Genomic DNA, 16,094 nt, shown 5'->3' on the forward strand with positions numbered 1-16,094 from the left:
CATGGCAAGCGTCCTGATCGCGCTCGGCGGCAATGTCGGCGATGTCCGCGCGACCTTCCAGAAGGCGATCGCCCATATCTGCGGCATGGCGCAGGCGGCGTTGATCGCGCGCTCGTCGGACTATGCGACGCCGCCCTGGGGCGACGAGGACCAGGCTCCCTTCATCAACGCCTGCGTCGAGATCGAGACCGATCTCGATCCGCATGCGCTGCTGTTCGTGATGCAGAAGGTCGAGCAGAAATTCGGCCGCATGCGCGATAAGGAGCGGCGCTGGGGCCCGCGCACGCTCGATCTCGACATGATCGCGTATGACGACGTCTCGATGCAGAAACCCGATCTGACCCTGCCGCATCCGCGCCTGTTCGAGCGCGCCTTTGTGCTGGTGCCGCTGGCCGAGATCGCGCCCGACCGCGTGATCGCAGGCATTCGTGTCCATGACGGTCTCGCCAGCGTCTCGACACAAGGCATTGAGCGGCTTCCGGATACCGGTTAACCAAAAACAACCGTTTGCAGGGACGGCCGGCCGTGGCAATTTCGCCTGCGAACAACAAGATTTTCGGGAGCCCCTCGCCGCATGACCTCCGCGACTGACGACCTGCCGCTGGCGGCGGATTTTCCCAAGGCGACCGTCGAAGACTGGCGCAAGCTGGTCGATGGCGTGCTGAAGGGCGCGCCGTTCGAGAAGCTGGTCGGCAAGACCTATGACGGACTCAAGATCGAGCCGCTCTATCCGCGCGCCAAAGGTGTTGCGCCCGTGGTGGGGCGGCCGGCGGCGGCGCCCTGGCAGATCATGCAGCGGATCGACCATCCCGATGCAAGTGCGGCGAATGCGCAGGCACTGACCGATCTCGAAAATGGCGCGACAGGGCTTGCGCTGGTGTTCGCCGGCGGCAATGCCGCTCACGGTTTCGGGCTGGAACCGACCGCGGACGCAGTCGCAAAGATCTTGAAGGATATCCATCTCGATGCCGGCATCGGGCTGGAGCTCGAGATCGGTCCGCAATCGCGGATGGCGGCGATCCACGTCGCGGAATATGTGAAGAGCAATGGCATCGATCCCGCCGCCTGCGACATCCGCTTCGGCCTCGACCCGCTCGCGGCCGCCGCGGTGTGGGGCCACAGCCCCTATACCTGGGATGAGATCGTTCCGGCCGTCACCGGCGGCATCAAGGGCCTGGCCGCGCTCGGCTTCAAGGGTCCGTTCGCTTCGGCCGACGGACGCGTGATCCACGATGCCGGCGGCTCGGAGGCGCAGGAGCTCGCCTTCGTGCTCGCCTGCGGCATCGCCTATTTGCGCGCGATCGAAGGCGCCGGCGTTCCGCTGGAGCAGGCGCAGGGCATGGTCTATGCGCGGCTTGCCGCGGATGCAGATCAGTTCCTCACCATGGCAAAATTCCGCGCCTTGCGACTGCTGTGGGCGCGTATCGAGACGGCGTGCGGGCTCGCGCCAAAACCGCTGTTCATCGTCGCCGATACCGCCTGGCGCATGCTGACGCAACGCGATCCCTATGTGAACATGCTGCGCGCGACCATGGCGACGTTTGCGGCCGGACTCGCCGGCGCGAACGCGATCACCGTGCTGCCGCATACGCTGGCGCTCGGCCTGCCCGATCCGTTCGCGCGGCGCGTGGCGCGCAATACGCAAGCCGTGCTGCTGGAAGAGAGCAATCTCGCCAAGGTCAGCGATCCCGCGGCAGGCGCAGGCGGCATCGAGACGCTGACCGCGCAGCTCTGCGAGGCGGCCTGGGCGCTATTCCAGGAGAGCGAGAAAGCCGGCGGCGCCTTCGCTGCGCTTCAGCGGGGCCTGTTCCAGAGCAAGGTCGCGGCCGCGCGAAAAGCCCGCGACGCCAACATCGCAAAACGCCGCGACGTGCTGACCGGCGCCAGCGAGTTTCCGAACCTGCACGAGAACGAGACGACGGTGCTGCAGGCGACCCCGATCGCGCTGGCGCCTTATGGCGAGCAAAAATACAAGTTCGACGCGCTGCCGCCGATCCGGCTAGCGGAACCGTTCGAGGCGCTGCGGGACAAATCCGATGCGGCCTTGAAGGCGCGCGGCGCGCGGCCGAAAGTGTTCTTGGCCAATCTCGGCACGCCCGCCGATTTCACGGCTCGCGCGACCTTTGCCAAGAGCTTGTTCGAGACCGGCGGCATCCAGGCCGTCGACAGCGAGGGCTTCGCCGATCCGGCCCAGTTAGCTGCAGCCTTTAAAGCCTCCGGTGCCGGGCTCGCCTGTCTTTGTTCCAGCGACAAGGTGTATGCGGAACACGCCGAAGCCGCGGCGAAGGCCCTGCAAACCGCCGGGGCCCGACTTATCTATCTGGCAGGCCGCCCGACTGATGCCGAGGCGGCGCTGCGTGCAGCCGGCGTCACCGGCTTCGTCTTTGCCGGTGGCGATGCGCTTGCGACGCTGCAAGACACGTATCGACGGATGGAGCAGCCATGACGGAAGCAGGCAAACCCGTTCTCACCGGCGGCTGCCAATGCGGGGCAGTGCGCTTCGGAGTCATGACGGCGCCGAACAGGGTTTCGATCTGCCACTGCCGGATGTGCCAGAAGGCCAGCGGCGCGCCGTTCGCCTCTTTTGCCGACGTCAACAAGACGGACTTTGCCTGGACCAAGGGGCAGCCCTCGTTCTTCCGCTCCTCCTCGATCGCCGAGCGCGGCTTTTGCGCCGCCTGCGGCACGCCGCTGAGCTTTGGCCGCATCGACGGCGACCGCATTGAGATCATGACCGGCGCGTTCGACCGCCCCGACCACGTGGTGCCGACGCGGCAGTTCGGCACCGAGTCCCGTCTCGGCTGGGTGGTCGGGATCGCCAATCTACCAAGCCAGACCACGCAGCAGAATTACGGACCGGAGAAGATGGCGACCATCGTCAGCCATCAGCATCCGGATCATGATTAAGCGCCTATGATATGGTTGAAAGCATGAGCCGCATCCCCAATTTCGCCGACGTCGCCTTCGAGCGCGCCGCCACCGCTGCGCCATCAGGCAGCGCCGAGCCGTGGCTGACGCCCGAGGGCATTCTGGTGAAGCCCGCTTATAGCGAGGCCGATCTGGCCGGACTCGATTTCCTCGAGACCTACCCAGGCATCGCGCCTTATCTGCGCGGCCCCTACCCCACCATGTATGTCAACCAGCCCTGGACTGTGCGGCAATATGCCGGCTTCTCCACGGCGGAGGATTCCAACGCGTTCTACCGCCGCAATCTCGCTGCCGGACAGAAGGGCCTCTCGGTCGCGTTCGATCTCGCCACCCATCGCGGCTATGACAGCGACCATCCGCGTGTCGGCGGCGACGTCGGCATGGCCGGCGTTGCCATCGATTCCATCTACGACATGCGCACGCTGTTTGCGGGCATTCCGCTCGACCAGATGAGCGTGTCCATGACCATGAACGGCGCGGTGCTGCCGATCCTCGCGCTCTACGTTGCGGCCGCCGAGGAACAGGGCGTCCCGCCCGAGAAGCTTTCAGGGACCATTCAGAACGACATTCTGAAAGAGTTCATGGTGCGCAATACCTACATCTATCCGCCCGCGCCTTCGATGCGGATCATCTCGGACATCTTCGCCTACACCTCGCAGAAGATGCCGAAATACAATTCGATCTCGATCTCCGGCTATCACATGCAGGAGGCCGGGGCGACGCAGGACCTCGAGCTCGCCTATACGCTGGCCGACGGCGTCGAATATCTTCGTGCCGGCCTTGCGGCGGGCCTCGACGTCGACCGCTTCGCGCCGCGCCTGTCGTTCTTCTGGGCGATCGGGATGAACTTCTTCATGGAAGTCGCCAAGATGCGCGCCGCGCGACTGCTCTGGGCGAAGCTCTTGAGGCCCTTCAACCCGAAGGACCCGCGCTCGCTGTCACTGCGCACGCATTGCCAGACCTCCGGCTGGTCGCTGACCGCGCAGGACGTCTTCAACAACGTGATGCGCACGACGGTGGAAGCGATGGCGGCGACGCAGGGCCACACCCAGTCGCTGCACACCAACGCGCTCGACGAAGCGCTGGCGCTGCCGACCGATTTCTCCGCGCGTATTGCCCGCAATACCCAGCTCTTCCTGCAGCAGGAGAGCGGCACCACCCGCATCATCGACCCCTGGGGCGGTTCGTATTATGTCGAGCGTCTCACGCGCGACCTCGCCGCCAAGGCCTGGGGCCACATCCAGGAGGTCGAGGAGCTCGGCGGCATGGCCAAGGCGATCGAGGCCGGCGTACCGAAGCTGCGCATCGAGGAAGCCTCGGCCAAGACCCAGGCCCGCATCGATGCCGGCAAGCAGGCGGTGATCGGGGTCAACAAATACAAGCCGACCGACGAAGCTCCGATCGATATTCTCAAGGTCGACAATACCAATGTCCGCCGGCTCCAGATCGACAAGCTGACGCGGCTGAAATCCGAACGCAACCAGAAGGACGTCGAGGCCGCGCTCGCCGCGCTGACGCGCTCGGCCGGCGAAGGCAACGGCAATCTGTTGGCGCTCGCCATCGACGCTGCGCGCGCGAAGGCAACCGTCGGCGAGATTTCCGACGCGATGGAGAAGGTGTTCGGCCGGCACCGCGCCGAAATCAAATCCATCACCGGCGTCTACAAGCGGGAGGCGTCCAGCATGGGTAACCGGGTCGAGAAGGTTCAGGCGCTGATCGACGCCTTCGAGGAGGCGGAAGGCCGCCGCCCGCGCATCCTGGTCGCAAAAATAGGCCAGGACGGCCACGACCGCGGCCAGAAGGTGATCGCGTCGGCATTCGCCGATATCGGCTTCGACGTCGACATCGGGCCGCTGTTCGCGACTGCCGACGAAGCCGCGCGGCAAGCTGTCGAGAACGACGTCCACATCCTCGGCGTCTCCTCGCTTGCCGCCGCCCACCTCACCGCGGTGCCGGAATTGAAGGCCGCGCTGAAGAAGCAGGGCCGCGACGACATCATGATCATTGTCGGCGGCGTAGTGCCGCCACAGGATTACGATGCACTCTACGCGGCCGGCGCGGAAGCCATCTTCCCGCCGGGCACCGTGATCGCGGACGCGGCCGAGGAGCTGATCCGCAAGCTGAACGCCCGGCTCGGGCATAGCGAGGCGGCGGAGTAGGTCGCTATCGACCTTCGAAAGGACAGTGCGTGATATTTTCCGCGCCAGCGTTGATGCGCGCGCTAACTTTGGTCGCAGCCTGCAGCGCGTTGTTGGCTACCGCGCATGCCGCCGATCGCAAGCCCGACGCGGTCATCAAGACCAAGAGCATCGAAGCCCGCGTCTTCCTCGACGACAAGGTCAAGGTCGATGCGGCGCTGGCGGCCGACTGCCTGATTGAAGGCAAGAAGTGGATCGACAAGAACGCGGCAGAAGCCGCCGCCTCGCGCAAAGAGGATCCGCAATTCTTCAGGGATGGCGGCTGGGACTTCGAGCGCAAATATGCGGTCCGCTCCGTCGTTGCCGACCGCTATGTCAGCATCCTGCGCAACGACTATATGGACACCCACGGTGCCCATCCCAATTCCGATGTGAACACGGTCCTGTGGGACAAGGCGGAGAACAAGCGCATCTCCATCCGCCCGTTCTTCGCCGAGACCGCCGACAACGGCGCGGCCATGAAGGCAATGGTGAAGGCGGTGATCGCATCGTTGAAGATCGAGAAGAAGAAGCGCGATACCAGCGAGACCGCGACCGACGAATGGTTCAAGAGCGTGGAGCCGAGCCTGCTCAAGATCGGCGCGGTGACGCTCGCGCCTTCAACCGACGCGGGCAAGAGTTCCGGCCTCACTTTCCACTACCCGCCCTACGCAGTCGGCCCTTACGCCGAGGGCGAATATGTCGCATTCGTGCCGTGGGAAACGCTGAAGCCCTATCTCAGCGCGGAAGGCACCCGCATCTTCGGTGGCGCACGGCCAAAGGGCGACGCGGACGAGCCGCAGTGATCCCGTCGTGAGCAACGCCGCGTAGCTCTCTAAGCGCTGGTCGCGTTGCCTTGCAGCCGCGCTGCAAAGCCGACTAGAATGTCGCCATTGACAAGAGCGCCTGACGTCATGGGCGCCGCTGGGAGGCATTGATGTCCAAGATTACGCGCCGCACCTTTGCGGCCTCTTCCGCTGCGGTTGCGGCATCCGCCGCATTCGGCCTCACACCCGCACTTGCACAAGCCTATCCGGCGCGGCCCGTCACCGTGATCGTGCCCTGGGGCGCGGGCGGCGGCACCGACGCGACTGCGCGCATTGTCGCAGCGCTGCTGGAGAAGGATCTCGGCCAGCCCTTCAACGTGGTCAATCGCACCGGCGGCTCCGGCGTCGTCGGCCATACCGCGATCGCGACCGCGCAGCCCGACGGCTACACCATCGGCATGCTCACGGTCGAAATCTCGATGATGCACTGGCAAGGGCTGACCGAGCTGGCGCCGAAGAGCTACACCCCGCTCGCGCTGATGAACGAAGATCCCCCGGGCATCCAGGTCTCCTCCTCCTCGCCTTACAAGACGGTGAAGGAACTCGCGGAAGCCATCAAGGCGGCCCCTCCCGGCAAGTTCAAGGCCTCCGGCACCGGCCAGGGCGGCATCTGGCATCTCGCGCTGGTCGGCTGGATGCAGGCGATGGGCCTGCCCGCCAACCAGGTCGCCTGGGTTCCGTCGAACGGCGCCGCACCCGCGATGCAGGACCTCGCCGCCGGCGGCCTCGACCTCACCACCTGCTCGGTGCCGGAAGCCCGCGCCATCATCGAGGCCGGCAAGGCCAGGAGCCTTGCCATCATGGCGCCGGCGCGCAATCCAATCTTCAAGGACGTGCCGACGCTGAAGGAGGCGATGGGCATCGACTACGCGACCGGCGCCTGGCGCGGCATCGGCGCGCCGAAGAGCCTGCCGCCGGAGATCGCAACGAAGCTCACCGCGGCGCTGCAGAAGGTTTATGACTCCGCCGAGTTCAAGGACTTCATGGGCAATCGGGGCTTCGGCACCGTGTGGGGCGATGCCGGCCAGTTCGCAAGCTTCATGGACAAGGGCGACGCCCAGATGGGCGAAGCGATGAAGGCGGCGGGTCTGAGCAAGGCGTGATTTGTCACCTCTCCCCGCTTGCGGGGGAGAGGTCGATTTGAGCGCAGCGCAAATTCGGGTGAGGACGCGGCTCCGCGAGTCCGGCTTTCACCTCCATCGTGGACGCAGCCCCTCACCCCACCCCTCTCCCCGTAAGAACGGGGCGAGGGAGAAGAAATCTCATAGGATTCTCCCATGCGCCTTCCCGACTCCGTCACGGGATCGTTTCTCGTCGTGCTCGGCACAGCAGCCGCCTATGGCGGCTGGCTGCTGCCGCCGGTGCCCGGGCAGCCGGTCGGCCCCAACGTATTTCCGCTCGTGATCGGCATTGGGCTGGCGCTGTGCGGGCTCGCGATCGTGTTCGGGATCGGCCACACCTTCGAGGACGCGGAAGAGCTGATCCCGCTCGAGGATGGCCAGCTAGCGGCTGCCCCGCCGCCGCAGGGAAAGTTGTACGGCCTGCGCGCGCTGCTGCCGCCGGCGCTGCTGCTGTTCTACGTGGTGGCGGCCGACCGGCTCGGCTTCATCATAACCGCGGCGATCATGGTCTACGTCACCTCGACCGCGTTGGGGGCGAAGTGGAAGCTGGCGCTGCCGCTCGCAGCGCTGTCGCCGTTCGCTATCCACCTGATCTTCGGCAAGCTGCTGCGCGTGCCGCTTCCCGCCGGCCTGTTGCCGACGCCTTGGTGATCCCATGCTGAAAACCCTGATTGAAGCGTTCGCACTGATCTCCACCTGGGAGGTCATCATCGCGATGTTCGCAGCCTCGGTGTACGGGCTCGTGATCGGCTCGCTGCCGGGCTTGTCGGCGACGATGGCAACCGCCTTGCTCGTCCCCGTCACCTTCTATCTCTCGCCGATCGCGGCGATCGCGACCATCGTCGCCGCGTCCTCGATGGCGATCTTCTCCGGCGACATCCCCGGGGCGCTGCTGCGCATCCCCGGCACGCCAGCGTCCGCCGCCTATGCCGACGAGGCTTACGCCATGACCCGCAAGGGACAGGCCGAGCTGGCGCTCGGGGCCGGCGTGTGGTTCTCGGCCGTCGGCGGCATCGCCGGCGTGCTGTCGCTGATGATCCTGGCGCCGCCGCTGGCCGAGATCGCGCTGTCGTTCTCGACCTTCGAGTATTTCTGGCTGGCGCTGCTCGGCCTGATGTGCGCGACGCTGGTGGCGCGCTCCTCGCCGGTGAAGGCGATCGCCGGCATGTTCCTCGGCCTGCTGGTCTCCTGCGTCGGCATCGAGAATCCCGGCGGCGTGCCGCGCTTCACCTTCGGCCTCACCGATCTGTTCGGCGGCATCGAGCCGATCCCCGCGCTGGTCGGCGTATTCGCAGTGGCCCAGGTCATGCGCGCGATGCTGACTCCCGAGCCGCCGCCGCTGCCGCGGCGCAAATTCGGGAGCATCATGGCCGGCCAGTGGAAGCTGACCAAGAAATACCATTGGCAGATGACGCGCGGAAACATCGTCGGGATCATCATCGGCGTGCTGCCCGGGGCCGGCGCCGACATGGCCGCCTGGGTTTCCTATGCAATGTCGAAGCGCTTCTCCAAGGAACCGGAGAAATTCGGCACCGGCCATGTCGAAGGCCTGGTCGAGGCCGGCGCCAGCAACAATGCCAGCATCGCCTCGGGCTGGGTGCCGTCGCTGCTGTTCGGCATCCCCGGCGACACCATCGCCGCGATCGCGATCGGCGTGCTCTACATGAAGGGGCTGAACCCCGGGCCGACGCTGTTCACCGAGAAAGCGTCGAGCATGTACGCGATCTATCTGATGTTCATCATCGCGAACATCCTGATGATCCCGCTCGGCATCGCCATGATCCGGGTTGCCGCCTACATCCTGCTGGCACCGCGCTCCGCCATCATGCCGATCATCATGCTGTGCTGCGCGGTCGGCTCGTTCGCGATCGGCAACAACATGTTCGGCATCGTCACCGTCGCCGCCTTCGGCGTGATCGGCTATGTCATGGAAGCCAACGGCTATCCCGTCGCCGCGATGGTGCTCGGCATCGTCATGGGCACCATGGTCGAGCAGGCTTTTGTGACCTCGTTGATCAAGTCGGACGGCAGCATCCTGCCGTTTTTCGAGCGCCCCGTGGCCGCGATCCTCGCCGCCATGGCGATCGGGGCGCTGCTGTGGCCGGTGCTGGTCTGGGCGTGGCGCAAGGTGAAACCGGTGCGGACCGGGGTGGCGGCGACATCCCGGTGATATCGGGCGGGCGGGCCCTCGCCTGCCCCACCGAGGGCTGAGCCGACCCGCCCGATACTGGGACGGGCGGCTGCTCTGTGCTAACATCTGGTCATGACCGAGGTCGCAGATATTCCAGTCCAGACACTCATAGGGAAGCTCAGGGAGCTCGCTCCCGATCTAAGAGCTGCCGGAATCACGCACCTTTACTTGTTTGGATCGCGCGCGCGAGGCGACGCCCGCCCCGACAGCGATCTCGACGTCCTGGTCGAGACGACCTCGCGTGAGGAAGCGCCACGGTTCGATTACTTTAAGGTCCTGCACTTGATCGAAGGCCATCTTGGCCTTCAGGCCCAGATATCGATGCGGGACCTGCTGAAGCCGCGCATCGCCGAACGCATCGCAGATGATCTGATCGAGGTCTTCTGAATGCCGCCGACCGTGGAAGACCGACTGCGAGATATCCTGGAAGCCATCACCGACATCGAAAGTGTCGTGAAGGGCTCCACATTTGAGCAATTCGTCTCTGAAAAAACCGCTCGCCTGGCAATCGAACGTCTTCTCGAGATCGTATGTGAGGCTTCGAGATCCATTCCAGATGACGTAAAGCGAGCCGAGCCAGGAATCGACTGGCGCAAAATGATCGATTTCGGAAATCTGCTGCGCCACGCCTACCATATGACGAAAGCCGAGATCGTTTGGGACATTATCCAAATCCATCTTCCACCGCTAAAATCCTGTGCTGAGCGACACATTCGCGGGTCGGGTCGGTAGCGGCCGGACGCGAAGACAATCATGACCAGTAGCAAATCCATCGACATCAAATCCCTCGCCCATGACCTCCGCGCCGGCAGCCGCGCGGCGCTGGCGCGGGCCATCACGCTGGTCGAGAGCCGGCGCAGCGACCATCAGGCGCTGGCGCGCGAGCTGGTGCAGATGCTCTTGCCCGATACCGGCAGGGCAGTGCGCGTCGGTATCACCGGCTCGCCCGGCGTCGGCAAATCCACCACCATCGACGCGCTCGGAACGCATCTCATCGAGCAAGGCCACAAGGTCGCGGTGCTCGCGGTCGATCCGTCCTCGGCGCGTAGCGGCGGCTCGATCCTCGGCGACAAGACGCGGATGGCCCGGCTCGCGGCCTCTGACGACGCCTTCATCCGCCCCTCGCCGTCCTCCGGCACGCTCGGCGGCGTCGCGGCCAAGACACGCGAGGCGATGCTGCTGTGCGAGGCGGCCGGCTTCGACGTCGTGCTGGTCGAGACCGTCGGCATCGGCCAGTCCGAAACCGCGGTCTGCGACATGACCGATTTCTTCCTGGCCCTGATGCTGCCGGGCGGCGGCGACGAATTGCAGGGCATCAAGAAGGGCCTGGTCGAGCTCGCCGACATGATCGCGATCAACAAGGCCGACGGCGACAATCTCAAGCGCGCCAACATCACTGCCGCCGATTATCGCGGCGCGCTGCATATCCTGACGCCGCGCTCCGAGCACTGGCATCCGCCGGTCGAGACCTATTCGGCGCTGACTGGTGACGGTATCGCGAAGATCTGGCAGAAAGTCCTCGATCACCGCAAGGCGATGATTGCATCCGGCGACTTCGCCGCACGGCGGCGCGAGCAGCAGGTGAAATGGATGTGGTCGATGCTGGAGCAGCGCATGCTGGCGCGGTTGCGCAGCGAGGCGTCGGTGCGGACCAAGGTCCGGAAGATCGAGACTGAGGTCGCCGACGGCCATCTCACGCCGGCGCTCGCCGCCGAAAAGATCCTGGAGTTGCTGCAATGAGCGACAAGCTCCGCATTCTCCTCACCGGCTTCGGCCCGTTTCCCGGCGCGCCCTACAATCCGACCCAGCCGCTGGTCGCCCGGCTGGCGCAATTGCGCCGTCCCGCACTCGACGATGCCGCGATCTCCAGCCACATCTTCCCGGTCACCTATGCCGCGGTGGACCGGCAATTGCCGGAGGTGCTTGCGAAAGAGAAGCCCGATGCGCTGCTGATGTTCGGCCTCGCCGCACGCACGCCCTATCTGCGCATCGAGAGCCGCGCGCGCAACGCCGTCACCATGCTCTGGCCCGATGCCGCCAAGACCCGCTCGAGCAAGCGCGGCATCGCCGGCAATGCGGACGCGATGATTTTCGGCCCGCACACCGCAAGGCTGCTGCGCGCCGCCCGCCTCACCGGCATCGACGCGCGCCCCTCGCGCGACGCCGGCGCCTATCTCTGCAATTACCTGAGCTGGCGCGCGATCGAAAACGTCAGGGCCGGCGGGCCAAAGCTCGCCGCGTTCATCCATATTCCCCTGCTCGCGCGCAGTGGCGCCGTGCGCCGCAAGGGCGCGCCGCGGATCACGCTCGAGGAATTGGTGGACGCCGGGGAAGCGATGCTGATGGAGATGGTGCAGTTGGCACGGAAGGGGCGCAACACACCGACTTCGTAGGGTGGGCAAAGGCGCGCTTGCGCCGTGCCCACCAACTTGTTCCGATCTGCCGCTGAATGGTGGGCACGCTTCCGCTTTGCCCACCCTACGGACCGTCTCTCCGGTAAACATTTAACCCTACCGCGAACAATCCTCACGCAACCAGCGGCCCTGCGCTACCTAACCGCTGCGGACCCCCGCGTCCGCCGGAGGACGCATCCATGGACCTCAATCGCCGCAATCTCATCGGAGCTTCGACCGCAGGCATCGCCGGCGCGCTCGCGATACCGGCCGACGCCGCGCGTGCGGCGCCGCTGACGTCGCTGCTCGGCCGCGACGCCACGCAATATGGCGTGCGACCCGGTAGCAGCGAGGATCAGACCCGCGCGCTCCAGCGTGCGATCGACGAGGCCGCGCGCGCGCAGATGCCGCTGGCGCTGCCACCCGGCATCTATCGCAGCGGACTGTTGCGGTTGCCAAATGGCGCGCAACTGATCGGCGTGCGCGGCGCGACAAAATTCGTCTTCACCGGCGGGGCATCGGCGATCCAGAGCGACGGCTCCGATGCAATCGGCCTTTCCGGCATCACCTTTGATGGCGGCGGCATTCCGCTGCCGACGCGGCGCGGGCTGATCCACGTACTCGGCGGGCGCGACGTCCGCATCACCGGTTGCGAAATCACGGGCTCCGGCGGCAGCGGCATCTGGCTCGAGCAGGTCTCCGGCGACATCTCGGGCAACATCTTTACCAACATCGCGGTGACGGCGGTGGTGTCGTTCGACGCCAGGGGACTCAGCGTCTCCCACAACACCATCACCGGCACCAACGACAACGGCATCGAGATCCTGCGCACGGCTATCGGCGATGACGGCACGCTGGTCACTGATAACCGCATCGAGGACATCAAGGCCGGCCCCGGCGGCTCCGGCCAGTACGGCAACGCCATCAACGCGTTCCGCGCCGGCAACGTCATCGTGCGCGGCAATCGCATCAAGAACTGCGATTACTCCGCCGTGCGCGGCAACTCGGCCTCGAACATCCACATCACCGGCAACAGCGTCAGCGACGTGCGCGAGGTCGCGCTGTATTCGGAGTTCGCGTTCGAGGCCGCGGTGATCGCCAATAATATTGTGGACGGCGCCGCCGTCGGCGTCTCCGTCTGCAATTTCAACGAAGGCGGCCGCATCGCCGTGGTCCAGGGCAACATCATCCGCAATCTGATCCCGAAGCGGCCGATCGGCACCGCACCGGATGACGATGCCGGCATCGGCATCTACATCGAGGCGGATTCATCGGTCATCGGCAACGTCATCGAGAATGCGCCGTCCTACGGCATCGTCGCCGGCTGGGGCAAATATCTCCGCGACGTCGCGATCACGGGCAACGTGATCCGCAAGGCACTGGCCGGCGTCGGGGTGTCCGTCGTGCCCGGCGCAGGCACCGCGCTCGTCAACAACAACATGATCTCGGAAACCCCGCGTGGCGCCGTGGTCGGGCTCGATCACGCGCGCGCCGTGACGTCCGATCTGTCGGTGGACGGCGCCCAGCGCTTTGCGCAATTGATGGTCGGCGGGAATGCGGTGCGGCGGTAGCTGCCGTTCCTCGCCTCTGGCTTCCGAAAGCTAGAACGCGTTCCGCAGCAGCGGGTACTTGGCTTCGAGGCCGTCGAGGTTAAAGGTGAACTCAACCAAGCGCTCGGGGGCTGCGACAATTTCGGCTGCCGGCGGAGAGAACTGCGGCAGAAGCGCTGCCATCGCCGCCAGCGCCTTGGGCGCTGCGGTCGCGGCCGGCACCTTGGGTCCTGTCATTGCGACGGGCGCGGTGGGTGGCGCCATGGCAGCCGGCACCTTGAGCGGTGCCATCGGGGCAGGCGCGGCGACCAGCGCGGTCGGGGCTTCGGAGATTTCGGCGAGAACGCCCGGCTTCGGATCGAGCCTGACCGGCACGGCGGTCTCCGGGACGATGTGCACGGCCTTCGGTTGCACGGTCTGCGCCTCGCGCGGAAACATGCGGGGCATTGTCGCCGGCGACCAGCCGAATGCGGGCGACACGCTCGCGGCCGCCGTGGCGACGTCGGCGCCGGTGGCAAGCGCGCGCCAGGTCTGGACGGCGAGCTTGGCTTCCTGGATGTTTTCGAGAAATGCGATCTCGGAGTGATAGCGGCGCCAGCGTCCGGTCTCGAACATCTCGGAGAGATGCACCAGCCGCTGCTCGGCGAGAGCGCACCAGCGTGCCGCAACGTCGCGGCCAATAGCCACGTCGCGAATAGCCTCTTGGCGATGTGTCATAAATCAGCCCGTCAGGAGAAAATACGGACGCGACGCAACGCACACGAATCAATTTAGACGCGACGTGAATATTTTGTGGAAAAGTTTTGACTTGTCCAGCAACGACGATGTTTTCGTCGCGAAACTCCGTAGTCGTGCGGAGATTCAAGGCGTTTTGGAGTCAAGCTTCGCACAAGCATAGCGCGCTTGCGGCGTGCCGGCGGAGCGGTGGCGATGGGTGAACCACGATCTCCAACCGGAAGCTGATCTCGCGCAGGGCTTCGAGGAATGGGACGTCCAAAAAGAAAAGACCCGTCCGGGGGGACAACCGGACGGGTCGAGCCATATGGGCGCTTGGGGTGGATGGGCGCTCGCGCCTAATATGACTTATGGGGAGGGATAACCGCTCCCACATAATTTGGTCGTGGCAGCGGGCCGAACGTTCAATGCAGCGTTTGATTTTTCGACCTTCGCGCTGCGCGCAAAGTTGTCGCAGCCGCTATCGCGTCGCCGGCTTATCCGCCTGAGAAACCGTGGCTTTATCCTCAGTGCTCGACAACGAAGGTTGCTCTAATGCGCGGATGCCAGGCTCGTCGCGACGCTTCTCGATATCTTCACGTTTTGTTGTACCGGACGCGGCCGCGACCGGCGTCGCGCCGGCGGCGGGAACGGCCATGACCGCGGCAAACGCGTCGGCCTCGCCGTCGCCGAACAGATCATCACGGCCCGGTGAACCGAGGTCGCGCGCCGTCTTCGCCAGCGTCGTGCGCAGTGCTTCCGGCTTCAAGGCGTAGTTGCGCTCGAGCAGCAGCGCCGCGACGCCGGAGACATAGGCGGCCGAGAACGAGGTGCCCGACGTCATCTGATATTTGCCGTCAGGCGCCGGCAGGAAGATATCGACGCCGGGGGCCGCGACTGCGATGTAGTTGCCACGATTGGAGGCGGTGAACAGCCTGTCCTGCTGGTCGGTCGCGCTGACCGCGATCACGTTGGGATTGGCGGCCGGATAGAGCGGCGGCGACTTCGCGCCGGCATTGCCGGCGGCCGCGATCAGCACCAGGCCGCGCGCGGCGGTCGCGGCGATGGCCCGCTCGATCACCGCATCCTTCGGACCGGCAAAGCTCATGTTGACGATCTGCGCCCCATGCTCGGCGGCATAGTTCAGCGAGCGCAGGATGATGTAGGACGAGCTCTCGGCCCCGCCGGTGGTGCCGCCGAAGGCGCGGATGGCGATGAGGCGCGCCTCGGGCGCGCTGCCCATCAGCTTGCCATGCGCCACGATAGCGCCGGCAATGCCGGTGCCATGAATGTGCGGGCCTTCGGCGCTGCCGAGCGCATCGAAATTGTCGGCAATGGAATTGGCAAGTTCCGGATGCTGGGCGTCGATGCCGGAGTCGATCACGGCTACCGTCACATTGGCACCATGCGCCAGCGTGTGTGCCTGCGGCAGGCGGAGCTTGGCCAGCGCATATTGCGCGGGATCTCCCTCGGTCGGCACCGACGATTTCTGATCCTGGAGCAGATAGCGGAAGTTCGGCTGGACCGAGCGCACGCTACCGTCCGCCGCGAATTCACGCCGCACCGTCGCGGAGGGCCGGCCGTCGGTGATGCGGAACAGTCCGAACGTTGCCCCGATCAGCGGAAAGTTCTCGGAAGACACGCGGGTCAGCCCATGGCGACGCGCAAGCTCGTCGGCCTGGGTCAACGACAGCCCGCCGTCGATCTCGGCGACGAATTCGCCAGCGAAGGTGCGCAGATCCGCGGCGACAGGCGTGTTGTTGCCGCGCCCCTTTGCGGCGGTCTTCTTGCCCGATTTGCCCGAGCCATCGCCGCCTGCGTTCTGCTGCGCCAGGCATTCGCCGGCGGCGTCGCGATCGGGCGCGGTACAGGCGGGATAGAGGTTCGGGGAGTAGCGCGCATAAGGCAGCACCGGCGTCGGTCCCATCCGCGCCGAAATCCTGGTCGTCACGGTCGGACCCGGACCGCGGCCGACGGCCACCGCTCTGGCGGCAACACCGGGACTGACGCGTGCGGCGACGCCGGGAGAAATCGTGGGCATTCGGGAGGGGACGCTAATCGTCGGCGTGCGCATGATCGCCTGCGCCTGCGCAACCTCGACGCCGAGACAGGCGGCGAGCAAAAGCGCGGCTCCGACCGACGAAGCGCAGGCCCCGGCTCTCACTCCACTTTCGGACTTGCGCATCATCGGCT

At 65.7% G+C, this 16,094-nt stretch carries 15 protein-coding genes; 13 read left to right on the forward strand and 2 right to left on the reverse strand.

Going from position 1 to position 16,094, the window contains the following annotated elements; genetic code table 11:
- Position 1 precedes the first annotated feature (1 nt).
- From folK to AC0L30_RS08660, 13 genes are all read left to right on the forward strand, one after another.
- Positions 2–493 carry a 2-amino-4-hydroxy-6-hydroxymethyldihydropteridine diphosphokinase gene (gene folK / locus AC0L30_RS08600; protein WP_007593548.1) on the forward strand — a complete coding sequence of 164 codons (492 nt, stop codon included), beginning with the start codon at positions 2–4 and terminating at the stop codon, positions 491–493.
- 81 nt (positions 494–574) lie between these two features.
- Positions 575–2,446, forward strand: a complete 1,872-nt coding sequence (locus AC0L30_RS08605; RefSeq protein WP_007593550.1) for a methylmalonyl-CoA mutase family protein — start codon at positions 575–577, stop codon at positions 2,444–2,446.
- On the forward strand, positions 2,443–2,907 hold the full coding sequence (locus AC0L30_RS08610; protein ID WP_007593552.1) for a GFA family protein: 465 nt from the start codon (positions 2,443–2,445) through the stop codon (positions 2,905–2,907). The genes AC0L30_RS08605 and AC0L30_RS08610 overlap by 4 nt, the downstream gene beginning before the upstream one ends.
- Before the next feature lie 23 nt (positions 2,908–2,930).
- Positions 2,931–5,087 carry a methylmalonyl-CoA mutase gene (scpA, locus tag AC0L30_RS08615; protein WP_035995058.1) on the forward strand — a complete coding sequence of 719 codons (2,157 nt, stop codon included), beginning with the start codon at positions 2,931–2,933 and terminating at the stop codon, positions 5,085–5,087.
- Positions 5,088–5,140: 53 nt separating this feature from the next.
- The gene (locus tag AC0L30_RS08620; RefSeq protein ID WP_219684899.1) at positions 5,141–5,911 is read left to right on the forward strand and encodes an RsiV family protein; all 771 of its coding nucleotides are present in this window, start codon (positions 5,141–5,143) and stop codon (positions 5,909–5,911) included.
- Positions 5,912–6,042: 131 nt separating this feature from the next.
- Positions 6,043–7,035, forward strand: a complete 993-nt coding sequence (locus tag AC0L30_RS08625) for a tripartite tricarboxylate transporter substrate binding protein (protein ID WP_007593564.1) — start codon at positions 6,043–6,045, stop codon at positions 7,033–7,035.
- 174 nt (positions 7,036–7,209) lie between these two features.
- Positions 7,210–7,704: a tripartite tricarboxylate transporter TctB family protein gene (locus AC0L30_RS08630; protein WP_007593565.1), complete on the forward strand. Its 495-nt coding sequence runs from the start codon at positions 7,210–7,212 to the stop codon at positions 7,702–7,704.
- 4 nt (positions 7,705–7,708) lie between these two features.
- Positions 7,709–9,223: a tripartite tricarboxylate transporter permease gene (locus AC0L30_RS08635; protein WP_219684878.1), complete on the forward strand. Its 1,515-nt coding sequence runs from the start codon at positions 7,709–7,711 to the stop codon at positions 9,221–9,223.
- 93 nt (positions 9,224–9,316) lie between these two features.
- Positions 9,317–9,631 carry a nucleotidyltransferase family protein gene (locus tag AC0L30_RS08640; protein WP_007593567.1) on the forward strand — a complete coding sequence of 105 codons (315 nt, stop codon included), beginning with the start codon at positions 9,317–9,319 and terminating at the stop codon, positions 9,629–9,631.
- Entirely contained in the window at positions 9,632–9,976 is a 345-nt protein-coding gene (locus AC0L30_RS08645; RefSeq protein ID WP_007593569.1) for a HepT-like ribonuclease domain-containing protein, read from the forward strand. It abuts the gene before it with no gap.
- Positions 9,977–9,997: 21 nt separating this feature from the next.
- The gene (meaB, locus tag AC0L30_RS08650) at positions 9,998–10,984 is read left to right on the forward strand and encodes a methylmalonyl Co-A mutase-associated GTPase MeaB (protein WP_007593571.1); all 987 of its coding nucleotides are present in this window, start codon (positions 9,998–10,000) and stop codon (positions 10,982–10,984) included.
- Positions 10,981–11,637 (forward strand): pyroglutamyl-peptidase I, encoded by a 657-nt coding sequence (locus AC0L30_RS08655; RefSeq protein ID WP_007593573.1) that lies wholly within the window; start codon positions 10,981–10,983, stop codon positions 11,635–11,637. Before meaB ends, AC0L30_RS08655 begins: the two co-directional genes overlap by 4 nt.
- A 200-nt stretch (positions 11,638–11,837) precedes the next feature.
- A complete protein-coding gene (locus AC0L30_RS08660) occupies positions 11,838–13,208 on the forward strand; it encodes a TIGR03808 family TAT-translocated repetitive protein (RefSeq protein WP_007593574.1) in 1,371 nt (456 codons plus the stop codon).
- 30 nt (positions 13,209–13,238) lie between these two features.
- On the opposite strand, the gene AC0L30_RS08665 is transcribed toward AC0L30_RS08660, so the two are convergent.
- Together AC0L30_RS08665 and AC0L30_RS08670 are read right to left on the reverse strand one after the other, a co-directional pair.
- On the reverse strand, positions 13,239–13,874 hold the full coding sequence (locus AC0L30_RS08665) for a TIGR03809 family protein (RefSeq protein WP_007593576.1): 636 nt from the start codon (positions 13,872–13,874) through the stop codon (positions 13,239–13,241).
- 508 nt (positions 13,875–14,382) lie between these two features.
- Entirely contained in the window at positions 14,383–16,089 is a 1,707-nt protein-coding gene (locus AC0L30_RS08670; RefSeq protein WP_473255727.1) for a S8 family serine peptidase, read from the reverse strand.
- Positions 16,090–16,094 lie beyond the last annotated feature (5 nt).

The organism is Bradyrhizobium sp. MI1.11, assembly GCF_055811255.1.

What these genes read in the sequence shown, in the direction of transcription:
- folK (WP_007593548.1), top strand. Translation starts at nt 2, where the DNA reads ATGGCAAGCGTCCTGATCGCGCTCGGCGGCAATGTCGGCGATGTCCGC.
- AC0L30_RS08605 (WP_007593550.1), top strand. Translation starts at nt 575, where the DNA reads ATGACCTCCGCGACTGACGACCTGCCGCTGGCGGCGGATTTTCCCAAG.
- AC0L30_RS08610 (WP_007593552.1), top strand. Translation starts at nt 2,443, where the DNA reads ATGACGGAAGCAGGCAAACCCGTTCTCACCGGCGGCTGCCAATGCGGG.
- scpA (WP_035995058.1), top strand. Translation starts at nt 2,931, where the DNA reads ATGAGCCGCATCCCCAATTTCGCCGACGTCGCCTTCGAGCGCGCCGCC.
- AC0L30_RS08620 (WP_219684899.1), top strand. Translation starts at nt 5,141, where the DNA reads ATGCGCGCGCTAACTTTGGTCGCAGCCTGCAGCGCGTTGTTGGCTACC.
- AC0L30_RS08625 (WP_007593564.1), top strand. Translation starts at nt 6,043, where the DNA reads ATGTCCAAGATTACGCGCCGCACCTTTGCGGCCTCTTCCGCTGCGGTT.
- AC0L30_RS08630 (WP_007593565.1), top strand. Translation starts at nt 7,210, where the DNA reads ATGCGCCTTCCCGACTCCGTCACGGGATCGTTTCTCGTCGTGCTCGGC.
- AC0L30_RS08635 (WP_219684878.1), top strand. Translation starts at nt 7,709, where the DNA reads ATGCTGAAAACCCTGATTGAAGCGTTCGCACTGATCTCCACCTGGGAG.
- AC0L30_RS08640 (WP_007593567.1), top strand. Translation starts at nt 9,317, where the DNA reads ATGACCGAGGTCGCAGATATTCCAGTCCAGACACTCATAGGGAAGCTC.
- AC0L30_RS08645 (WP_007593569.1), top strand. Translation starts at nt 9,632, where the DNA reads ATGCCGCCGACCGTGGAAGACCGACTGCGAGATATCCTGGAAGCCATC.
- meaB (WP_007593571.1), top strand. Translation starts at nt 9,998, where the DNA reads ATGACCAGTAGCAAATCCATCGACATCAAATCCCTCGCCCATGACCTC.
- AC0L30_RS08655 (WP_007593573.1), top strand. Translation starts at nt 10,981, where the DNA reads ATGAGCGACAAGCTCCGCATTCTCCTCACCGGCTTCGGCCCGTTTCCC.
- AC0L30_RS08660 (WP_007593574.1), top strand. Translation starts at nt 11,838, where the DNA reads ATGGACCTCAATCGCCGCAATCTCATCGGAGCTTCGACCGCAGGCATC.
- AC0L30_RS08670 (WP_473255727.1), bottom strand. Translation starts at nt 16,089, where the DNA reads ATGATGCGCAAGTCCGAAAGTGGAGTGAGAGCCGGGGCCTGCGCTTCG.